18 protein-coding genes are annotated in these 19,802 nt (G+C 67.2%); 11 read left to right on the top strand and 7 right to left on the bottom strand.

Going from position 1 to position 19,802, the window contains the following annotated elements; translation table 11 throughout:
- Positions 1-142: 142 nt before the first annotated feature.
- Positions 143-874, top strand: a complete 732-nt coding sequence (locus DK26_RS10250; RefSeq protein WP_066471430.1) for a class I SAM-dependent methyltransferase — start codon at positions 143-145, stop codon at positions 872-874.
- Here the strand turns inward: DK26_RS10250 and DK26_RS10245 are convergent, their stop codons facing one another.
- From DK26_RS10245 to zigA, 3 genes are all read right to left on the bottom strand, one after another.
- The gene (locus tag DK26_RS10245) at positions 875-1,279 is read right to left on the bottom strand and encodes a GtrA family protein (RefSeq protein ID WP_066471429.1); all 405 of its coding nucleotides are present in this window, start codon (positions 1,277-1,279) and stop codon (positions 875-877) included.
- Between the two features lie 187 nt (positions 1,280-1,466).
- Positions 1,467-2,768, bottom strand: coding sequence for a hypothetical protein (locus DK26_RS10240; protein ID WP_066471427.1), 1,302 nt, complete (start codon positions 2,766-2,768; stop codon positions 1,467-1,469).
- Positions 2,769-2,827: 59 nt separating this feature from the next.
- A complete protein-coding gene (gene zigA / locus DK26_RS10235; RefSeq protein ID WP_157089607.1) occupies positions 2,828-4,042 on the bottom strand; it encodes a zinc metallochaperone GTPase ZigA in 1,215 nt (404 codons plus the stop codon).
- A 143-nt stretch (positions 4,043-4,185) separates the two neighbouring features.
- On the opposite strand from zigA, the gene DK26_RS10230 reads away from it, so the two are divergent.
- A complete protein-coding gene (locus tag DK26_RS10230; protein ID WP_066471421.1) occupies positions 4,186-5,568 on the top strand; it encodes an amidohydrolase family protein in 1,383 nt (460 codons plus the stop codon).
- Between the two features lie 60 nt (positions 5,569-5,628).
- On the opposite strand, the gene DK26_RS10225 is transcribed toward DK26_RS10230, so the two are convergent.
- A complete protein-coding gene (locus DK26_RS10225; RefSeq protein ID WP_066471418.1) occupies positions 5,629-5,976 on the bottom strand; it encodes a helix-turn-helix domain-containing protein in 348 nt (115 codons plus the stop codon).
- 137 nt (positions 5,977-6,113) lie between these two features.
- On the opposite strand from DK26_RS10225, the gene DK26_RS10220 reads away from it, so the two are divergent.
- Complete coding sequence (locus DK26_RS10220; RefSeq protein ID WP_066471410.1) at positions 6,114-7,325, top strand: MFS transporter; 1,212 nt, start codon at positions 6,114-6,116, stop codon at positions 7,323-7,325.
- A gap of 47 nt (positions 7,326-7,372) precedes the next feature.
- Here DK26_RS10220 and DK26_RS10215 read toward each other — a convergent pair whose 3' ends face one another.
- Together DK26_RS10215 and nhaA are read right to left on the bottom strand one after the other, a co-directional pair.
- Positions 7,373-8,434: a class I SAM-dependent methyltransferase gene (locus DK26_RS10215; protein ID WP_066471407.1), complete on the bottom strand. Its 1,062-nt coding sequence runs from the start codon at positions 8,432-8,434 to the stop codon at positions 7,373-7,375.
- 138 nt (positions 8,435-8,572) lie between these two features.
- A complete protein-coding gene (gene nhaA / locus DK26_RS10210) occupies positions 8,573-9,775 on the bottom strand; it encodes a Na+/H+ antiporter NhaA (protein WP_066471404.1) in 1,203 nt (400 codons plus the stop codon).
- Between the two features lie 414 nt (positions 9,776-10,189).
- Here nhaA and carB point away from each other — a divergent pair, with 414 nt between their 5' ends.
- From carB to DK26_RS10185, 5 genes are all read left to right on the top strand, one after another.
- Positions 10,190-13,522 carry a carbamoyl-phosphate synthase large subunit gene (gene carB, locus DK26_RS10205; protein WP_066471402.1) on the top strand — a complete coding sequence of 1,111 codons (3,333 nt, stop codon included), beginning with the start codon at positions 10,190-10,192 and terminating at the stop codon, positions 13,520-13,522.
- Positions 13,523-13,627: 105 nt separating this feature from the next.
- Positions 13,628-14,101 (top strand): transcription elongation factor GreA, encoded by a 474-nt coding sequence (gene greA / locus DK26_RS10200; RefSeq protein WP_066471398.1) that lies wholly within the window; start codon positions 13,628-13,630, stop codon positions 14,099-14,101.
- Between the two features lie 96 nt (positions 14,102-14,197).
- Positions 14,198-14,686 carry a hypothetical protein gene (locus DK26_RS10195; RefSeq protein WP_066471396.1) on the top strand — a complete coding sequence of 163 codons (489 nt, stop codon included), beginning with the start codon at positions 14,198-14,200 and terminating at the stop codon, positions 14,684-14,686.
- A gap of 5 nt (positions 14,687-14,691) precedes the next feature.
- Positions 14,692-15,159 (top strand): hypothetical protein, encoded by a 468-nt coding sequence (locus tag DK26_RS10190; protein WP_157089606.1) that lies wholly within the window; start codon positions 14,692-14,694, stop codon positions 15,157-15,159.
- On the top strand, positions 15,152-15,649 hold the full coding sequence (locus tag DK26_RS10185; RefSeq protein ID WP_157089605.1) for a hypothetical protein: 498 nt from the start codon (positions 15,152-15,154) through the stop codon (positions 15,647-15,649). Before DK26_RS10190 ends, DK26_RS10185 begins: the two co-directional genes overlap by 8 nt.
- Positions 15,650-15,652: 3 nt before the next feature.
- Here the strand turns inward: DK26_RS10185 and DK26_RS10180 are convergent, their stop codons facing one another.
- Positions 15,653-16,117 (bottom strand): Lrp/AsnC family transcriptional regulator, encoded by a 465-nt coding sequence (locus DK26_RS10180; protein ID WP_066471383.1) that lies wholly within the window; start codon positions 16,115-16,117, stop codon positions 15,653-15,655.
- Between the two features lie 158 nt (positions 16,118-16,275).
- Between DK26_RS10180 and DK26_RS10175 the strand changes: the two genes are divergently transcribed.
- From DK26_RS10175 to DK26_RS10165, 3 genes are all read left to right on the top strand, one after another.
- Positions 16,276-17,268 (top strand): mitochondrial fission ELM1 family protein, encoded by a 993-nt coding sequence (locus tag DK26_RS10175; protein ID WP_066471381.1) that lies wholly within the window; start codon positions 16,276-16,278, stop codon positions 17,266-17,268.
- Positions 17,269-17,374: 106 nt separating this feature from the next.
- Positions 17,375-18,340, top strand: coding sequence for a thioredoxin-disulfide reductase (trxB, locus tag DK26_RS10170; protein ID WP_066471379.1), 966 nt, complete (start codon positions 17,375-17,377; stop codon positions 18,338-18,340).
- Positions 18,341-18,480: 140 nt separating this feature from the next.
- On the top strand, positions 18,481-19,371 hold the full coding sequence (locus DK26_RS10165; protein WP_066471375.1) for a LysR family transcriptional regulator: 891 nt from the start codon (positions 18,481-18,483) through the stop codon (positions 19,369-19,371).
- Positions 19,372-19,802 lie beyond the last annotated feature (431 nt).

The following is a 19,802-nucleotide window of genomic DNA, read 5'->3' as shown; positions in this document are numbered from 1 at the left end:
GCGCCTGCGGCCATTTCGGTCGGGCGCATCGCTTTTCCGCGCCGGCGAAACCCGAGTTGCCCCGGTTCCGCACTCCCCCGAAACAGGCTAGGGCTAGCCGGGAAGGCGCCCACCAGCGCCGGTGCGAAACGGAAAAGGCCCGATGTCCTGGCGCGACTTCTGGAATGGCGAGCACGCGATCTACGTCTCGGGGCGCCACAAGGCATTGCACTACCGGCGCATCGCGCTCGACATCGTCGCCGCCGTGCCGGGCAAGGATGCTGCCGTGCTCGATGTCGGCTGCGGCGAGGCGCTCTCGGCCGACCTCGTCGCGGCCGCCAGCGGCAAGCTGATCCTGTGCGAAGCGGCGCCGAGCGTTCGCGACAAGCTGAGGGCCCGCTTCAGCCGTCTTGCCAACCTCTCGGTGGTCTCGCCGGAGGAGGTCGAAGCGCTGCCCGATGGCTCGCTCGACCTCGTCGTCGCCAATTCGCTGATCCAGTATCTCAGCGAAGACGAACTGAAGCGGGCACTCGCCACCTGGCTCGCCAAGCTCAAGCCCGGCGGCGAGCTCATCATCGCCGACGTCATCCCGCCCGACCTCTCAGCCTTGACCGACGCGACCGAACTGCTCGGCTTCGCCTGGCGCGGCGGCTTCTTCATCGCCGCGCTCGGGGGCCTCGTCCGTACCGTATTCTCGGACTACCGCAAGCTGCGGGCACAGTATGGCCTCTCGACCTACAGCGCCGTCGGCATCACCGCCTTGGTCGAAGCGGCCGGTTTCGAAGGCGCCACACGCCGCGCGAATTTTGGCCATAACCCGCACCGCATGGCCTTCTCGGCCAGGAAGGCGCTCACGGTCCCGGAGATTGCGCCTCAAGCAAGCGCGAGTGCCTGATCACGCCCCTTCGCGATCAGCGAAGGAGAAGAATTTGTGCCCGGCGAAGGTGAAGATCATCACAATCAGCGTCGTCACCACCTGCATCGGCAGATAGGGCAGACCGGCTACCTTGACGAAGAGGTGCATCAGCACGCCGGTGAGCAGGAAGCCACCGAAGGCGATCAGGCCGAAGCGCCAGCTCGCCTCGCCATGGGTCCGCGTCGCCTCGAAGGTCAGCCAGCGGTTCAGCACATAGGATACGACGCCGCCGAGCACGAAACCGGCGAGCGACGCCAGTACGGGATCGGCCCCGCCGAGCTCGACCAGGCCGATCAGCAACCCGTAATGCGCGACCGCCGCCATCACGCCCGAAAAGGCATAGGCGATGACCTGGCGGCTGCGGCGGGGAAGACGGTACAGCATCCGGGATGCCTATACCCCGGATGCTGAACGGAAGCCTACAGGGCCCGCGGTTCCCTCATCGTGTCATCCCGGACAAGCCGCGTGAGCGGCGCCGATCCGGGATCCATGCCTGAACCGTTCCGGCCTGGATCCCGGGCCTCCCTTCGGTCGCCCGGGACGATAGGTGCTTGAGGATGCAGGACGAAACTTAGCCCGCATCGCTGCCGGCGAGATTGGCCGGCTTGCCCTCGACCGGCAGGTCGAGCCCCTGCTTCAGCGAATCCAGGCTGTATTCGCGAATGCGACCGTTCAGGGGATCGCTGACGAAGGCATTGCCGCCGATCACCGCCAGCGACGGCGTCGGCGTCCGCGCGCCATATTGGCAGTCGAAGGCCGGCACCGCCTCGAAGCTGGCGAGTTCCTTCCAGGCCGGCGCGATCTCGTAAATCCGCAGCTTGCCGTCCGGCGTCAGGTTGGCGAGGCGTTTGCCGTTGCCGGAAAGCTCGAATTGGCAGGCGGGTTGGCCGCCCGGCACCGGCAGGACATCGCCAGCCGAAAGCGCCTGCGCGGCAGGATCGACCCGCAGCAGCGCGTCATAGGGCGAGGCCTTGCCATAATTGGCGACCATGAACTTCACGCCCGCTCGCGCCTTGATCGCACTGATCCGGCGCTCATCGGGATAGGCGAGCTTGCGCGCGCTGAGGCGGCCCTTGTCCTGCGACAGCACCAGCATGCCGCCGCCCTCGCCCTCGGCGCAGCCGAAGACATGGCGCCCGCCGGCCGCGGCATGGCCGTGATAGAGCTTGCAGGAGACGTCGGGCTTGGCTGGATCGTTGAAGGAGGCAAGCCGGCGCCAGGCGCCCTTATCCTGCTGCTGGATCTCGAAGCCGTCCGGCCGCGACGACGCCTTGCGGTCGTCTCCTTTGACATAGGCGGGGTTGGGCACCGAGGTCAGCCAGCGCCGCGCGCCGAGCGGCACGACGATGCCGTGCTGCGGCCCGGGACTCGGCCATTCCGTGATGGCGGGCTTAGCCTTGGCGAGATCGTCGATCGCGACCAGGACGGCCTTGGCGGTGCTCTTGCCCTCCCAGGGGCGGATGCCGTCGAAGAACACCGCGAGCTGGCCCTCGCCGGAAATGACATGGGCCGGCCGCTCGCCGGCGAGCACGAGATCGGTCAGCCGCACCGGCCCCTTCTCGACATCGACATGGTCGCCGTGCTGCTCATAGCTCAGCCCGCTGTCGAGGATGCGGACGGTGCCAGCCTCGTCGCCGGTCTTGATCGCGACGAAGCGCCCGCCCTCGATGCCGGCGAAGCCGGGATTGGCCTTCGGTACCTCGAAGCTGTGGGTGACCTCGCCGCTGTCGAGATCGAGCACGCGCACGACCGGCTTCTCGTGGTCGGCGAAGATCAGGCGGCCACGCAAGACCGCATGGTCATGCGCGAGGGCGGACTGGCTCGCGCAGGCGGCCGACAGAAGCAGGGCCGCTCTCAGGGCGGGTAAAAGCATCGAAATTTCTCCACGGGAAGAGGACCGCATGCTGCGGCCGGAAACAGGGAAATCGGAGGTCAGGCGGCCTCGGCCCTGCGCCAGGCCGGGAACGGGTCGGGCAGGTCGCGATAGCGCTCGGGCTTGAAGGCGATGGTCGGCGTCTCGCCGACGAGGCAGGCATCAAGCGCAGCGCGGATCGCCCGCTCGTCCAGCCCCGTACCGATGAAGACAAGCTCCTGCCGGCGGTCACCCCAGACCGAATGCCAGTGCCGGCTCAGGATCGCCTTCCACTCCGGATGATCGGGCCAGCGCGGGCGCGGCACGGCGGCCCACCAGAAGCCCATCGCCTCGGTCCGGCAGATTGCCCCGGCGAGCGACATCTCGCCGACCCATTCGGGCCGGGTCGCCAGCCAGAAATGGCCCTTGGCCCGGATCAGCCCTGGCCACCTCTTGGCGAGGAAGGCGTTGAACTTCTCGGGATGGAAGGGCCGGCGCGCCCGGTAGACGAAGGAAGCGATGCCGTATTCCTCGGTCTCCGGCACATGGTCTTTGAAGCCGTAGAGCTCCTTGTGCCAGAGCGGGTGCTCCTGCGCCTTCTCATGGTCGAACAGGCCGGTGTCGAGAATCTGGTCGAGCGGTACCCGGCCGAAGTCGGCTTCGATCAGCCTAGCATCCGGGTTGAGCGCCCGGATGACCAATTTCGCTTGCGCCACCGCCTCCGGCCCGGCATCGGCGACCTTGTTGAGCACGACGACATCGGCGAACTCGATCTGCTCGACCAGGAGATCGACCAAAGTGCGCTCGTCGCCCTCGCCGGCGGTCTCACCGCGCTCGCGCAGGAAATCGCGCGAGCCGTAGTCCTTCAGCAGGTTCACCGCATCGACCACCGTCACCATGGTGTCGAGCCGGGCGAGATCGGAGAGCGAGAAGCCCTCCTCGTCGCGGAATTCGAAGGTCGCGGCAATCGGCAGCGGCTCGGCGATGCCGGTCCCCTCGATCAAGAGGTAGTCGAAGCGCCCGTCGCGGGCGAGCCGGCCGACCTCGGCCAGGAGATCGTCGCGCAAGGTGCAGCAGATGCAGCCATTGCTCATCTCGATCAGCTTCTCGTCGGTGCGCGAAAGGTCGCCGCCGCCTGATCGCACGAGGTCGGCGTCGATGTTCACCTCGCTCATGTCGTTGACGATGACCGCGACCTTGCGGCCTTCGCGGTTGTTGAGGACGTGGTTCAGCAGCGTCGTCTTGCCGGCGCCGAGAAAGCCGGACAGCACGGTGACGGGAAGGCGGGAGTCCATCTCGGATCTCATATTTTGTTACGTTGTAACATTTCATAACGAGAGTGGATTGTGGACGCAAGGCTGCCGTGCAGGCGCGTCGCTGGCCTTCCACAGCATGCGCCCTAAGCTCGCTCCTCCCTGCCGACGGAGAAGCCTGCGCCATGATCGAGATCGACCTCCTGGTGCGCGCCGAGTTCCTCTATCCGGTCAGCCCCGGCATGCCTGTGATCCCCGACGGCGAAGTCGCGATCGCCGGCGGGCGCATCCTCCATGCCGGCCCGCGCCAGCCCGAGGGGCATTGGGCGCCGGCCCGCACGATTGGCGGCGCCGGCCGGGCCGTCCTGCCCGGCTTCGTCAACTGCCATTCGCACGCGGCCTCACTGGTCTTCCGCAGCCAGACCGACGACCACGCCGCCAAGGCGGCACTGCTCGAGGTCGCCTTCCGGATGGAGAAGGACATCACGGAGGAGGAGTGGGCGCTGTTGGCGCAGGCCGGTTGCGCCGACATGCTCCAGTCCGGCATCACCACCATCAACGATATCTGGTACGCGCCGCACCGGCTCGCCGAGACGATCGAGGCTTGCGGCCTGCGTGCCCAGATCGCCCACAAGGTCTTCGACGTCCGCCTGCATGAACTCTGGCGCGGCGACTACACGCATCACGCCGCGATCGGCGAGGAGCGCCTGCGCGACGGGATCGCCTTCGCCGAGCGCTGGCACGGCGCCGCCAATGGTCGCATCACCGCGCGCATCGGCACGCATGCCACCGACACCTGCTCGCCCGAACTGCTGAAGGCCGCCCGCGCGGAGGCGAGCCGGCTCGGCATCGGCATGCATATCCACGCCGCCCAGAGCGCAGGCGAGGCCGAGCAGATCAAGGCGGCCTATGGCTGCGGTCCGGTCGAATTCCTGCGCGACGTCGGCATGCTCGGCCCGGATGTCGTGCTGGCCCATCTCGTCTTCGCCGGGCCGGGCGATCTCGACGCCGTCCAGGAAAGCGGCGCGGCCTACGCCCATTGCCCGACCATCTACCCGCGCCGCGGCCGCCATCCGCCGCTGGAGGATATCATGGCGCGCGGCATTCCGACCGGCTTCGCCACCGACTGGATGCTGAACGACCCGTTCGAGGGCATGCGCAACGCCCTCAACGCCATGCGCCTGCGCCTCGGCAGCCCGACCGCCCTCACCTGCGCGCAGGCGCTGGAGCTGCAGACCATCGGCGCCGCCCGCGTCATGGGCCTTCAGGACGAGATCGGCTCGCTCGAGCCGGGCAAGAAGGCCGACCTGATCATGGTCGACATCGACCGCCCGCACCTCCAGCCCTACTATGGCGACTACGCGGCGCTGGTCTATTACGCCCGGGCGAGCGATGTGGTGACCAGCATCGTCGACGGGACAGTAGTCGTCGAGGATGGCCGCCCGACCCGCCTCGACCGCGAGCGGACGATGGCTCGGATCAGGGAGAAGGTCCCGGGCTGGCGCGGAAAGCTGGCCGCCCTCGGCAGCCGCGCGGTATTCGGCCCGGGCTGTCCGTGTTGCGGCTAGAGGGCCCCACGGCCCACATCGTCATGCTCGGCCTTGTGCCGAGCATGACCGAAAGAGCGATCAGACGTCGAGCTTGACCCGCGGCACTGAAGGGTCCCGCCGCGCTGTCTCGATCACGCTGTCGAGCAGGCCGGGAAAGCGCCGGTCGAACTCCTCGCGGCGGATGCTGAGGAAGCGCACCGTCCCTTCGGCCCGCGACCGCGTGATCCCAGCCTCGCGCAGTTTGGCGAAGTGGTAGGAGAGCAGCGAGGGCGAGGCGAGCTCGGTGAAGGCGCCGCAGCGTGCCTTGTCGACCTCGTCGCAATCGGCGAGCGAGACGAGGATGCCGAGCCGGATCGGATCGCCCAGCGCCGCGAACACATCGGCGGGCAGGACGTCCTCGATTTCGGGATGGAAGAGCTGCTTCATCACCTCAGGCTTAATTGCCGGCGCCGCTCCTGACAAGTTTCAATGATCCTTGAATTTAGGATTGACTCATGGCCGGTCAGCACTCATGATTCAACAATCATTGAAATTGTCGGCAACTCCCTACGGAGCAATCTGCCATGGACATCCGCCTTCTCCTGTTGGCCGGCGGCGCCTTCGCCATCGGCACGGGCAGCCTCGTCATCACCGGCATCCTGCCCAATCTCGCCGCCGCCTTCGGGGTCTCGGTCGACATGGCAGGGCTTCTGATATCGGTCTTTGCCATCGCCTACGCCATCGGCTCTCCCGTGCTCTCGACGCTGCTCGGCAATCTCGACCGGCGGCGCGTGCTGATCGGCTCGCTCGGCATCTTCACCCTTGCCAACCTGCTGGCCGCCTTCACCAGCGATTTCACCTGGCTGATGCTGGCGCGCATCCTGATGGCGCTCGGCGCCGGCGTGTTCATGCCGGCCGCCAATGCGGTCGCCGTCTCGCTGGCGCCGCCGGAGCGCCGGGCGCGCGCGATCGCGCTCGTCACCGGCGGCATGACCGTCTCGCTAATCCTCGGCGTGCCACTCGGCACCGCAGTCGCGACTCTCGGCTGGCATTTCGCCTTTCTCGTCGTCGCGCTGTTCGGCGCCCTCGCCTTGCTCGGCCTGCTCCTGAGGATGCCGGCCGGCCTGCCGCGCGGAGCGAACACCCTCGCCGAACGCCTCCAGGTCGCGCGCCGCGGCGATGTGCTTCTAGCACTCGGCACCACCGCGCTTTGGACGACCGGCGCCTTCACCCTCTACACCTATATCGCCCCCTTCCTCTCCGCCCATGCCGGCATCACCGGTCATTGGCTCAGCGCCACGCTGGTCATCGCCGGCATCGGCTCGGCGCTCGGCAACCAGTGGGGCGGAAGGGCGAGTGACCGCTTCGGCCCGGAGCCGACACTGACCTTCGTGCTGTCCCTGCTCGCCGTCGCGCTCGCCACCGCATCGCTCGTCGCGCTGACCCTGCCGCCGGCGCTCGCGCTCTTCGTCCTGCGGGTGGTGATGATGGTCTGGAGCGGCGCCGGCTGGGCCGGTCATCCCTCGCAGATGTCGCGGCTCGCCGCGATGGCGCCGGACGCCACCGTGGTCGCGCTCTCGCTCAACGCCTCGGCGCTCTATGTCGGCATCGCCGCTGGGGCCGTGCTCGGCCAGCAGGTTCTGCGCCACGGCGCAACCTGGCAGCTCGGCTTCGTCGGCGCTCTCTGTGAGCTCGGCGCGCTCGGCCTGCTGCTGATCTCGATGCGCCGGCGCCGGGCGGCGGCGAGAAGGGCCTCGCTGGTCAGCGAGATCGCTCTCGCCCCGCCCGTCCGCTGAGAAATGTCGGGCGGGCTTACAGCTCGTGCGATCGACTGGCTTTCGGCCTACGCCCTGACCTCGAACACCATGTTGAATGGCGTCTCGGTAGCGCGGCGGAAGCGCGAGAAGCCGGCATCGAGCGCGACCTTGCGCAGCCGCATCTCGCCGGCCTGCGCCCCCAGCCCGAGACCGACCTCCTGCGACAGCGAGGCCGGCGTGCAGATCATCGTCGACGCCCCGTAGAAGATCCTCCCGACCGGGTTGAGATTGTCCTTGAGCTGGTCATGGGCGAAGGGCTCGACGATCATCCAGGTGCCGTCAGCGGCCAGCGTCTCCATGACATGGCGGCCGGCACCGACCGGGTCGCCCATATCGTGCAGGCAATCGAACATCGCGACGAGATCGTATTTCTTCGCTGGGAAATCCTTGGCAGAGGCCTTCTCGAAGACGATCCGGTCGCCGACGCCAGCCTTGTCGGCGGCCTCGCGCGCCTTCTCGATCGAAGGTCCGTGATAGTCGAAGGCGAAGAAGCGGGAATTCGGATAGGCCTGCGCCATCAGGATGGTCGAGGCGCCATGGCCGCAGCCGACATCGGCGACGACCGCGCCCTTCTTCAGCTTGGCCTCGACGCCATCGAGTGCCGGGATCCAGCTCGTCTTCAGATTGGCGTTGTAGCCCGGACGGAAGAAACGCTCGGTGCCGCGGAACAGGCATTTGCTGTGCTCGTGCCAGCCCAGTCCTTCGCCGCTGCGGAACGCCTGCTCGATCTTGGGCTCGTCGACCCACATCGATTGCACGATCTCGAAGGCCCCGGCGAAAAAGGCCGGGCTGCCCTCCTCGGCAAAGGCCATGACCTGCTCGGGCGAGAGGCTGAAGCGATCCGTCTTCTCGTCGTACTGCACATACTCCGCGGCCGCCTGCGCCGAGAGCCATTCGCGCAGATAGCGCTCCTTGACGCCGGTCCGGCCGGCAAGCTCCGCGGCGGTGACCGGCTTGCCGTCCCCCATGGCCTTGTAGAGCCCGAGCTGGTCGCCGAGCACGATCAGCGAACCGGTGACGCAGGCGCCGACATCGCCGACCAGACGCCCGACCAGGGCATCGAGCTTTTGCGGATCAGGTTGACGCATGACCATGCTCCTTTGGCTGGGGCGTGGCCGGCAAGGTCGCGAACCGGCTCGACGCCATCGCGGAAGCGGCGATGCTATACCTGCGGCAGGTCCGCGGAAAGCGCGAAGGCAGCCGATGCCCGCGCGCTTTCCGCTTGCTCAGCCAGCGGCGCGCGGCGGCAGGTCGTCCCGCCGGGCTACCCGCAGCACGAGATAGCCCGCGACGCCCGACAGCAGCGAGCCGGCGAGGATGCCGTACTTCACCCGTGCCTGCATGGCCGGGTCCTCGAAGGCGAGCAGGCCGATGAACAGGCTCATGGTGAAGCCGATGCCGCAGAGCAACGCGACGCCGAGCATCTGGCTCCAGCTCGCATTGGCCGGCAGATCGGCCCAGCCCTTGCGCTCCATCAGCACGACGGCGCCCATCACCCCGATCAGCTTGCCGAAGAACAGGCCGGCGGCGACGCCGACGGCCAGCATGTCGCCGAACACCGCAGGCGTCAGGCCGGTGAACGAGACGCCGGCATTCGCGAAGCCGAAGATCGGCACGATCAGGAAGGCCACCGGCAGGTGCAGATGATGCTCGAGCCGATGCAGCGGCGAATGCGCCGGGTCGGATTCGGGCTTGGCGGGCGTCGTCCGGATCGGGATCGTCAGCGCCAGGAGGACGCCGGCCACGGTCGCATGGACGCCCGAGATCAGGGTGAGCACCCATAGAGCCAGGCCAAGGGCGAGATAGGCCGGCAGCTTCTGGTGGCCGAAGCGGTTCAGCCCGCAGAGCGCGCCGAACACGACGACGCCGCCGAGCAATGCATAGAGGTTGAGCTCCGCCGTGTAGAACAGCGCGATGATCACGACCGCGCCGAGGTCGTCGATGATCGCGAGCGCCGCCAGGAAGACCTTGAGCGAGCCCGGAACCCGGGAGCCGAGAAGGGACAGCACCCCGAGCGCGAAGGCGATGTCGGTCGCCGCCGGAATGGCCCAGCCGCGCAGCGCGGCCGGGTCGGCCCGGTTGAAGGCGAGGAAAATCAGGCCGGGCACGATCATGCCGCCAAGGGCCGCGGCGCCCGGCAGAATCCGACGGCTCCAGCTCGAAAGCTGCCCGTCGAGCATCTCGCGCTTGATCTCCAGCCCAACGAACAGGAAGAACAGCGCCATCAGCGCGTCGTTGATCCAGTGCAGCAGGCTGAGCGGCCCGATATAGACCTTCAAGGCCGCGAAATAGCTCGGGGCCAGCGCCGAATTGGCGATCACGATGGCGAGCAGCGCTGCTGCCATCAGGACGAGGCCGCCGGCCGACTCGCTCTCGACGAATTTGCGCAGCGTCGTGACGGGCTTGCGCGCGTTGAAGGTCCCGCTCATCGACGCTGCCCCTTCTCGGAGGCGATTGCGGAAATGCGGAAAAAAGCGCGGCGCGCACGCAGGAGGCGCGCCCGGGTGGCCGGGATCATCGATGCAGGTCTCCTCGCACTGGCGGCCCGACCAGCGCAAAAAACCTGCCCGCCGCACGATCGCGGCGGAGCACCCGGGCCCTCTATCGCATCGATGGCCGGTGCTCGCAACCCGAACCGGCGCCCTCGCCCCGCCCAACGACGTCCCCCTGCCCCGCCAGCGAGAGCCACGCCCGCCTGTGCATGCCACCTGCCCGCGCTTTCTGCTTCCCCCCGCCGCCGCTCCCGTCTATAGCGAGCGCCTAGCATTCATTCAGGCGCTCGCTGCCCGCCGTTCGCACGACCGGACGAGGGTGGCGCGCGCTCGCAAGCACGGTCGGGACCCATGCCGAAGCGCACAGACATCAAGACGATCCTGATCATCGGCGCCGGCCCCATCATCATCGGCCAGGCCTGCGAATTCGACTATTCCGGCACCCAGGCCTGTAAAACGCTGAAGGCCGAGGGCTACCGCATCGTCCTGGTCAACTCGAACCCGGCGACGATCATGACCGATCCGGAGCTGGCCGATTCGACCTATGTCGAGCCGATTACACCTGAGGTCGTCGCCAAGATCATCGAGAAGGAACGCAACGTCCTGCCGGGCGGCTTCGCCCTGCTGCCGACCATGGGCGGCCAGACGGCGCTGAACTGCGCGCTGTCGCTCGAGAAGATGGGCGTCCTGGAGAAGTTCGACGTCGAGATGATCGGCGCCACCGCCGATGCCATCGACAAGGCCGAGGATCGCGAGCGCTTCCGCGAGGCGATGACCAAGATCGGCCTTTCGACCCCGCGCTCCCACCACGTCAAGACGCTCGGCGCCGCGCTCGAGGCGCTTGAGGATATCGGCCTGCCGACGATCATCCGCCCGTCCTTCACCATGGGCGGCACCGGCGGCGGCATCGCCTACAACAAGAGCGAGTTCATCGAGATCTGCGAGCGCGGCATCGACGCCTCGCCGACCAGCGAGATCCTGATCGAGGAGAGCGTCCTCGGCTGGAAGGAATACGAGATGGAAGTCGTCCGCGATAAGGCGGACAACTGCATCATCGTCTGCTCGATCGAGAACTTCGACCCGATGGGCGTCCACACCGGCGATTCGATCACCGTCGCACCGGCGCTGACGCTGACCGACAAGGAATACCAGATCATGCGCGACGCCTCGCTGGCGGTGCTGCGCGAGATCGGCGTCGAGACCGGCGGCTCGAACGTGCAGTTCGCGGTCGATCCCGAGACCGGCCGGATGATCGTCATCGAGATGAACCCGCGCGTCTCGCGCTCGTCCGCCCTGGCGTCGAAGGCGACCGGCTTCCCGATCGCCAAAGTCGCGGCGCGGCTCGCCGTCGGCTACACGCTCGACGAGATCGAGAACGACATCACCGGCGGCGCGACCCCGGCTTCGTTCGAGCCGACCATCGACTATGTCGTCACCAAGATCCCGCGCTTCGCCTTCGAGAAGTTCCCCGGCTCCGAGCCGACCCTGACGACCGCGATGAAGTCGGTCGGCGAAGCCATGGCGATCGGCCGCACCTTCCAGGAATCGCTGCAGAAGGCGCTGCGCTCGCTCGAAACCGGCCTCGACGGGCTCGACGAGATCGAGGTCGAGGGCCTCGGCCAGGGCGACGACCGCAACGCCGTCAAGGCGGCGCTCTCGACCCCGACGCCGGACCGTATCCTGCATGTCGCGCAGGCCATGCGCCTCGGCTTCACCGACGAGCAGATCCACGAGAGCTGCAAGATCGATCCCTGGTTCCTCGAACAGATGCGCGGCATCGTCGACACCGAGGAGAAGATCCGCGTCCACGGCCTGCCGCGGACGCCGATCGCGCTGCGCCAGGTCAAGGCGATGGGCTTCTCCGACAAGCGCCTCGCCGCCGTCTCCGGCAAGACCGAGGCCGAGGTCAAGGCACTGCGCCGCTCGCTGGACGTCCGTCCGGTCTACAAGCGCATCGACACCTGCGCCGCCGAATTCGCCTCGCCGACCGCCTATATGTACTCGACCTATGCCATGCCCTTCGCCGGCAAGCCGGCGGACGAGGCCATGCCGTCCTCTGCCAAGAAGGTCGTCATCCTCGGCGGTGGCCCCAACCGCATCGGCCAGGGCATCGAATTCGACTATTGCTGCTGCCATGCCTGCTACGCGCTGCGCGACGCCGGCTACGAGACCATCATGGTCAACTGCAACCCCGAGACGGTCTCGACCGACTACGACACCTCGGACCGGCTCTATTTCGAGCCGCTGACCGCCGAGGACGTGCTCGAGATCCTCGAGACCGAGAAGCAGAAGGGCACGCTGCACGGCGTCATCGTGCAGTTCGGCGGCCAGACCCCGCTGAAGCTCGCCCATGCGCTCGAGCAGGCCGGCATCCCGATCCTCGGCACGACGCCGGACGCGATCGATCTCGCCGAGGACCGCGACCGCTTCAAGCGCCTGCTCGACAAGCTCCAGCTCAAGCAGCCCAAGAACGGCATCGCCTATTCGGTCGAGCAGGCCCGCCTGATCGCCGCCGAGCTCGGCCTGCCCTTCGTGGTCAGGCCCTCCTATGTGCTCGGCGGGCGCGCCATGGAGATCATCCGCGACGAGACCCAGTTCGAGAACTATCTGCTCGGCACCCTGCCCTCGCTGATCCCCTCCGAGGTCAAGGCCAAGTATCCGAACGACAAGACCGGGCAGATCAACACCGTCCTCGGCAAGAACCCGCTGCTGTTCGACCGCTATCTCTCGGATGCGATCGAGGTCGACGTCGACTGCCTCTCGGACGGCAAGGACGCCTTCATCGCCGGGATCATGGAGCATATCGAGGAAGCCGGCATCCATTCCGGCGATTCCGCCTGCTCGCTGCCGCCGCGCTCGCTCAGCCCCGAAATGATCGCCGAGCTGGAGCGCCAGACCCGCGCCATGGCGCTCGCCCTCGATGTCGGCGGCCTGATGAACGTCCAGTACGCCATCCAGAACGACGTCATCTACGTGCTCGAGGTCAATCCGCGGGCCTCGCGCACCGTGCCCTTCGTCGCCAAGGTCATCGGCAAGCCGATCGCCAAGATCGCGGCGCGGCTGATGGCGGGCGAGAGCCTCGCCAGCTTCGGTCTGAAGCAGGAGAAGCTCGGCCATGTCGGCGTGAAGGAGGCGGTCTTCCCCTTCGCCCGCTTCCCCGGCGTCGACGTGCTGCTCGGGCCGGAGATGCGCTCGACCGGCGAGGTCATCGGCCTCGACCGCTCCTTCGACGTCGCCTTCGCCAAGAGCCAGCTCGGCGCCGGCTCGAAGGTCCCGGTCAAGGGCACCGTCTTCGTCTCGCTCCGCGACCAGGACAAGCTGCGGATCCTGCCCTCGATCCGGATGCTCGCCGATCTCGGCTTCCAGATCGTCGCGACCGGCGGCACCCAGCGCCTGCTCCAGGACAACGGCATCCGCGCCACCAAGATCAACAAGGTCCTGGAAGGCCGCCCGCATATCGTCGACGCCATCAAGAACGGCGGTATCCAGCTGGTCTTCAACACCACCGAGGGTCCACAGGCTCTCGCGGATTCGCGCCCGCTGCGCCGCGCCGCCCTCTTGCACAAGGTGCCCTATTATACCACCTTGGCCGGAGCGATCGCTGCGGCGGAGGGCATCAAGGCCTATTGCAGCGGCGATCTCGAAGTGAGGTCGCTACAATCCTATTTCGACGGCGCTGCCTGATTCGGGCGGCGCGCCGGAATAGTTTTTCTGACGATCGAAAGCGACGGCGCTGGCCTGGACTCGTCCGACCGGCGCCGCATCGCGTTTCGGAACTGGGACGAGACGATGGACAAGGTTCCTATGACGGCCGGCGGCTTCGCCGCTCTCGAAGTCGAGCTGAAGCAGCGGCAGCAGGTTGAGCGTCAACGCATCATCCAGGCGATCTCCGAGGCACGCGCCCTCGGCGACCTCTCGGAGAACGCCGAGTATCATGCCGCCAAGGAAGCCCAGTCGCTGAACGAAGGCCGCATCATGGAGCTGGAATCGCTGATCGGCCGCGCCGACATCATCGATGTCAGCAAGCTGGGCGGCGACACCATCAAGTTCGGCGCGACCGTCAAGCTGATCGACGACGACACCGAGGAAGAGAAACTCTACCAGATCGTCGGTGAGCCGGAATCCGACGTGAAGTCGGGCAAGGTCTCGATCGGCTCGCCGATCGCGCGCGCCCTGATCGGCAAGAAGGTCGGCGATTCCGTCCAGGTCAATACGCCTGGCGGCGGCAAGTCCTACGAGGTCGTCGGCGTCGCCTTCCGCTGAGGCGTTTCCTCGCCGTCACTTCTTGCCCGCGGCTCCTTGGCCATCTCTGCGTCAGCACCTAGATTGAGGGTGATACCTGCCGCCGGAGATGCCGCCATGACCAGCCGTCGTGCTTTTCTCACCGGGTCCGCCGCGCTCGCCGCAGGCGGGCTCGTTTCGTTTGGGGCAGAGGCGCAGGGCGCAGCCATCGGCGCCATCCGCGTCGACGCGAGCCGTATCGGCCCGCAGGGCTGGGGCGAAAGGTCCGTGAGGATCGCGCGCACCCTTGAGCAGGAGCTCGCTCGCCAGCTTGGCGCCCAGCGCCAGCGCGGCGGCCCGACGCTCTACGTCACCATTCAGGGGGTCTGGCTCGCGAGCTATGCCGGCAGCGGCATGGCGGGAGATGGAAGCGGCTCCGGCAACGACAACATGGACAGCTTGGCCGAGCTGATCGATCGCGGGCGCGTGCTCGCCAGCTACCCGATCCGCTCGACGCTGCACCCCAGCTCCGGCGGCGCCTGGTACAGGCCCGATAGCGACCAGCGCCGCGTCGCGGCGCTGCTAGAGAACAACGCGCTCTGGATCAAGCGCTATCTCGGCGGCTGAGAACCGTGCTCGCGCGCCGGACATTCCTGACTAGCCTCGCTACGGCATTGCTGGCCGGCTGCCAGACGGTGACACCAGCCGTCTCGTCAGTCGCGATCCGCACAATTCGCGTCGACACCGGGCCGTTGGCCGCCAAGGGCCAGAGCGCCACTGCCGCCATGATCAGGCCGATGCTAGAGCGCGAGCTCGCCAGCCTCCGAAGCGGGCATGGCGCAACGCTGCAGGTCACCGTCACCGGGCTCTACCTGACGAGCTATGCCGGCGGACAGGCTGTCACCATGGGCAATGACACCCTCGAAAGCGAAGCCCGGCTGATCGCCGCCGACGGGCGCGAGATCGCCCGCTATCCGATCCTCGCGATCATGGCCCCGAGTTCTGGCGGCGCCTGGTATCGGCCGGACGTCAATCGGCGCCGGATCGAGGCCCTGGTCGCCAGCAACGCGCAATGGATCAGGCGCTACCTCGGTGGTTGAGACGATGATACCGACCCGCAGACTTTTTATCCTGGGGGCAGCCACGGCCCTGCTGGCCGGCTGCCAGACCACGCCCCCGCTCGGCTCGGGCACCGCGATCGGCGCCATTCGTGTCGATGTCTCGCGGCTGGTCGAGCTCGGCGTCGGCCCGCGCGCCGAGGTCGTCAGGACCCGTCTAGAGCAGGAACTGGCGCGCGGCTTCGCCGGGGTGCGTCAGCCGGGCGGCGCGACGCTCGCAGTCGCCGTACGCGGACTGACCCTGCCGACCTATGTCGGCGGCGACATCGATGACGGCGCAACCTCGGACTATCTGGAAAGCCTGGTCACGGTCACCGGCCGCAGGGGCGAGGTGCTGGCGACCTATCCGGTCCTGTCGATGAACGGAGCCGGCGATTCCGGTTTCTGGTTCTCGCCCGGTATTGACGAGCGCCGCGTCGAGCGCCTCATCGTCAACCATGCTGCATGGATCAGGAAGATGGTGCTCGGCTGACGCTCAACCCAGCGGCGCGATCGGCTCGTCCTTGACCCGATCGAGCGCCAGCGCGGTACGGACATTGCGGACATTGGGCAGCGCCGTCAGGTCGCCGACGAAGTCCTGGAAGGCTTTCAAATCGGTCGCGACGCATTTCAGGACGAAATCGATGTCACCCGACAGCGTCCAGCATTCGCGCACGGCCGGCCAATCGCGGATCCGGCTCTGGAAGACCGCGAGATCGGCCTCGGCCTGGCTCGCGAGATGGACGAAGGCGAAGCAGACCACCTCGATGCCGAGTTTGCGCTCATCGAGCTGAGCCCGGTAGCCGGTGATCACCCCGGCCTCCTCCAGCGCCCTGACCCGCCGAAGGCAGGGCGGCGGCGAAATGCCGACGCGGCTGGCGAGCTCGACATTGGTCATCCGCCCGTCACGCTGCAATTCGGTCAGGATGCGGAGATCGATCTCGTCGAGCTTGGAACGCACAAATTCCCCCGGAAAAAAGGTCGCGCTGGTGTAGACGCAGTGCTCACGCGATACAAGGCGAAGGCCATGCCATCGTCGGGATGGCCACAATTCGTGCGCCATACCGAGGAACAGCCTGAAGCTGCCCGGGATGGCGGCTGGCGTCGGGGGTATCATTCTTGGGCGAGCATCAGACTTCCGCGCTTGTTCCCACCCTCTGGGTGCTGACCGACGGCAAGGCCGGGGACGAGGTCCAGTGCATCGGCGTGGCCGAGCGCCTCGGCCTCGTGCCCGAGATCCGCCGCGTCTCCCCGGGCCGGCCCTGGTCCTGGTTGATGCCGCGCGGGCCGATCGATCCGCGCGAGGCGCCCGACCGCCGGGACAGCCCACTCCGCCCGCCTTTCCCCGACATCGCCATCGCCTCGGGCCGACGTGCCGTCGCCTATCTGCGCGCGCTGAAGAAGGCCTCGAACGGGAGGACCTTCACCGTCTTCCTCAAGGACCCGCGCACCGGCACCGGCGCCGCCGACCTGATCTGGGTGCCGCAGCATGACCGCCTGCGCGGCGACAATGTCCTGGTGACGATCACCTCGCCGCACCGCCTCGCCCCCGCCGCGCTCGCCGCGGCCCGCCAGGTGCCGCCGCCGGCCCTCGCCGCCCTGCCCTCGCCGCGTGCCGCCGTCCTCGTCGGCGGCGACAGCCGGCATCACCGCTTCCGGCCGCAGGATATCGAGGCCTTCGCCGCCCGGCTGGAGGAACTCGCCGCCTCCGGCGTCGCCCTGATGGGCTCGCGCTCGCGCCGCACCCCGCCCGCGCTCGACGCCGCGGTCAGCGCCGTATTCCGGCGCCATGGCGGCTGGTGGTGGGACGGCACAGGCGCCAATCCCTATGTGCCACTGCTCGCGCTCGCCGATGCGATCGTCGTCACCGCCGACTCGACCAACATGATCGGCGAGGCCACAGCGACCGGCGCGCCGATCCTCGTCTTCGAGCCGCATGGCGGCCATGGCCGGCTGGCGAAGTTCCTCGAGGCCTTGAAAGCCCATGGCGCTGTGCATCACTTCGAGGGCCGGCTTGAAGGCGGGCGCTACGAGCCGCTAGACTCGACGGAAGCGATCGCCCGGGCCGTCGACGAGGGCTGGCGGCGTCACAAGGCGGCGGGGCTGGACTGACGGCCGCCCGATACCGATATGTCCGGCTGCGGCCGGCCAGGCGATGTCGCCGGCATGGGCCGGCAAAGGCAGAATTCACCGGCACGGCCGGCAGAGGAAGACGAGAATGGCCCATACCCACGCCAAGGTGATGATCATTGGTTCCGGCCCCGCCGGCTACACCGCCGCGATCTATGCCGCCCGCGCCTTGCTCGAGCCCGTGCTGATCTCCGGCATGCAGGCCGGCGGGCAGTTGATGATCACCACCGATGTCGAGAACTATCCTGGCTTCGCCGATGTCATCCAGGGCCCCTGGCTGATGGAGCAGATGCGCGCCCAGGCCGAGCACATGGGCACGAAGATGGTCTCCGACCACATCGCCCGTGTCGATCTCTCGCAGCGTCCCTTCCGGCTCTGGGGCGATGGCGGCGAGACCTATTCCTGCGATGCGCTGATCATCGCCACCGGCGCCCAGGCCAAGTGGCTTGGCCTGCCCTCCGAGCAGAGCTTCCAGGGCTTCGGCGTCTCGGCCTGCGCCACCTGCGACGGCTTCTTCTTCCGCAACAAGCAGGTCGTGGTCGTAGGCGGCGGCAACACCGCCGTCGAGGAGGCACTCTACCTCGCCAACCTCGCCGCCAAGGTGACGCTGGTCCATCGCCGGGACACATTGCGCGCCGAGAAGGTGATGCAGGACCGCCTGTTCAAGCATCCCAAGATCGAGATCGTCTGGGATTCGGAAGTCGCCGAAATCCTCGGCGGCACGCAGCCCCCCTCCGTAACGCATGTCCGCCTGCGCAACCTGAAGACCGGCGTGTCGCAGGACCTGCCGACCGACGGCGTCTTCGTCGCCATTGGCCACAAGCCGGCGACCGAGCTCTTCACCGGCCAGCTCGCCATGCGCGAATCGGGCTATCTCGAAGTCACGCCCGGCACGACTCAGACCAATGTCCCCGGCGTTTTCGCCGCGGGCGACGTCACGGACGAGCATTACCGCCAGGCCGTGACCGCGGCCGGCCTCGGCTGCATGGCCGCGCTCGACGCCGAACGCTGGCTCGCCGCCAATGAATCCGAGCTCCGCGAGGCCGCGGAATAGGGTTTTGTTAACTCATCAGCATTGCTGATGAGTTACCCAACGAGTTTAAGGGCTAAAAACCAGGCATCCGGCAAAGGAAACATTGACCTCGCGCGCCCTCCCTCCCATCATGCGCTGAACGCATAACAGGGGGGAAGGCGGTGGATTGGGACCGCATCCGGATTTTCTACACAGTCGCAGAATCGGGCAGCTTCACCAAGGCCGGTGACGGGCTCGGGCTGAGCCAGTCCGCCGTGAGCCGCCAGATCGGCGCGCTGGAACGCGAACTGCGCGCGCCGCTTTTCCACCGGCATACCCGCGGCCTGATCCTGACCGAGCAAGGTGAGCTTCTCTGGCGCGCCGCCCGCGAGATGACGCAGCGGCTGGAGCGCACGCGCGCGCAGCTCTCGGAAACGCGCGAGCACCCTTCAGGCGAGCTCAAGGTCACCGCGACCCGCGGGCTCGGTGGCCACTGGCTGACGCCGCGCCTTGCCGAATTCCTCGATCTCTACCCCGACATCAAGGTCGACCTCATCCTGACCGACGAGGAACTCGACCTGTCGATGCGCGAGGCCGACATCGCCTTGCGGCTGCGCCAGCCGCAGCAGCCGGACCTGATCCAGCGCCGGCTCTTCACCGTGCACTTCCACGTCTACGGCTCGCCCGCCTACATCAAGCGCTTCGGCGAACCGAAGAGCTATGAGGATCTCGACAATCACCGGCTGCTGTCGTTCGGCAACACCTCGCCGTCCTATCTGACCGCGGTGCACTGGCTCGGCACGCTCGGGCGCGACCAGCGCAATCCGCGTCCGATCCATCTCACCGTCAACAACATCACGGCGATGAAGCGGGCGGTCGATTCGGGCGCCGGCATCGCAATCCTCCCGGACTATCTGATCGAGGCAGGCTCGCCGCTCGTGCAGCTGATGCGCGAGACCGAGATGCCGCAGCTCGAAAGTTATCTGGTCTACCCGGAAGAGATGAAATCAGTCGCCCGTGTCCAGGTTTTCCGTGATTTCTTGATCCAGAAGGCTCAGCGCTGGACATTTTGAGCCCTGGCCGCCCGGCAGGCAGAGCCTGCCCGAAAACCCGGCGACGGGGTCTCCCGTCCCGCCCCTGACGCATTGCGTCACGTCAATTATGGCAATTATGTCAAATCCTAGCATTTCATCATGCTGTGGACGCATGACCGCCCCGCCCAATGCTGCATTGCAAAAAGGCAGGTCCTGCTCGATATTGTGCTCACGGTTGTTCGGAACGGGCTCCGCATTCTCCTCCCGGCGTTGAGTTCGTTCCAGCCGTTCCCCTCTGAGATGTTTGGCGCTTGCGCCGAATATTTCAAACTTCTAGGCCGGCTCCTTCGGGACGCCGGCCTTTTTTCTTGACTAGACGGCCTCGTCGTTCCGGGACGGAGCGAGGCGCAGGCCCGAGAATCTCAGGACGAGAAGCGTTTGCTTTTCGAGATGCTCGGCTCAAGGCCGAG

The organism is Allobosea sp. WAO, from assembly GCF_001509835.1.
GTDB lineage: Bacteria > Pseudomonadota > Alphaproteobacteria > Rhizobiales > Beijerinckiaceae > Allobosea.
Note: the sequence above shows the minus strand (reverse complement) of the source record. Positions and strands in the feature narration are given on the sequence as shown.

Excerpts from the sequence above, each read along its gene's own strand:
- DK26_RS10250 (WP_066471430.1), top strand. The coding sequence starts at position 143 with ATGTCCTGGCGCGACTTCTGGAATGGCGAGCACGCGATCTACGTCTCG.
- DK26_RS10245 (WP_066471429.1), bottom strand. The coding sequence starts at position 1,279 with ATGCTGTACCGTCTTCCCCGCCGCAGCCGCCAGGTCATCGCCTATGCC.
- DK26_RS10240 (WP_066471427.1), bottom strand. The coding sequence starts at position 2,768 with ATGCTTTTACCCGCCCTGAGAGCGGCCCTGCTTCTGTCGGCCGCCTGC.
- zigA (WP_157089607.1), bottom strand. The coding sequence starts at position 4,042 with ATGGACTCCCGCCTTCCCGTCACCGTGCTGTCCGGCTTTCTCGGCGCC.
- DK26_RS10230 (WP_066471421.1), top strand. The coding sequence starts at position 4,186 with ATGATCGAGATCGACCTCCTGGTGCGCGCCGAGTTCCTCTATCCGGTC.
- DK26_RS10225 (WP_066471418.1), bottom strand. The coding sequence starts at position 5,976 with ATGAAGCAGCTCTTCCATCCCGAAATCGAGGACGTCCTGCCCGCCGAT.
- DK26_RS10220 (WP_066471410.1), top strand. The coding sequence starts at position 6,114 with ATGGACATCCGCCTTCTCCTGTTGGCCGGCGGCGCCTTCGCCATCGGC.
- DK26_RS10215 (WP_066471407.1), bottom strand. The coding sequence starts at position 8,434 with ATGCGTCAACCTGATCCGCAAAAGCTCGATGCCCTGGTCGGGCGTCTG.
- nhaA (WP_066471404.1), bottom strand. The coding sequence starts at position 9,775 with ATGAGCGGGACCTTCAACGCGCGCAAGCCCGTCACGACGCTGCGCAAA.
- carB (WP_066471402.1), top strand. The coding sequence starts at position 10,190 with ATGCCGAAGCGCACAGACATCAAGACGATCCTGATCATCGGCGCCGGC.
- greA (WP_066471398.1), top strand. The coding sequence starts at position 13,628 with ATGGACAAGGTTCCTATGACGGCCGGCGGCTTCGCCGCTCTCGAAGTC.
- DK26_RS10195 (WP_066471396.1), top strand. The coding sequence starts at position 14,198 with ATGACCAGCCGTCGTGCTTTTCTCACCGGGTCCGCCGCGCTCGCCGCA.
- trxB (WP_066471379.1), top strand. The coding sequence starts at position 17,375 with ATGGCCCATACCCACGCCAAGGTGATGATCATTGGTTCCGGCCCCGCC.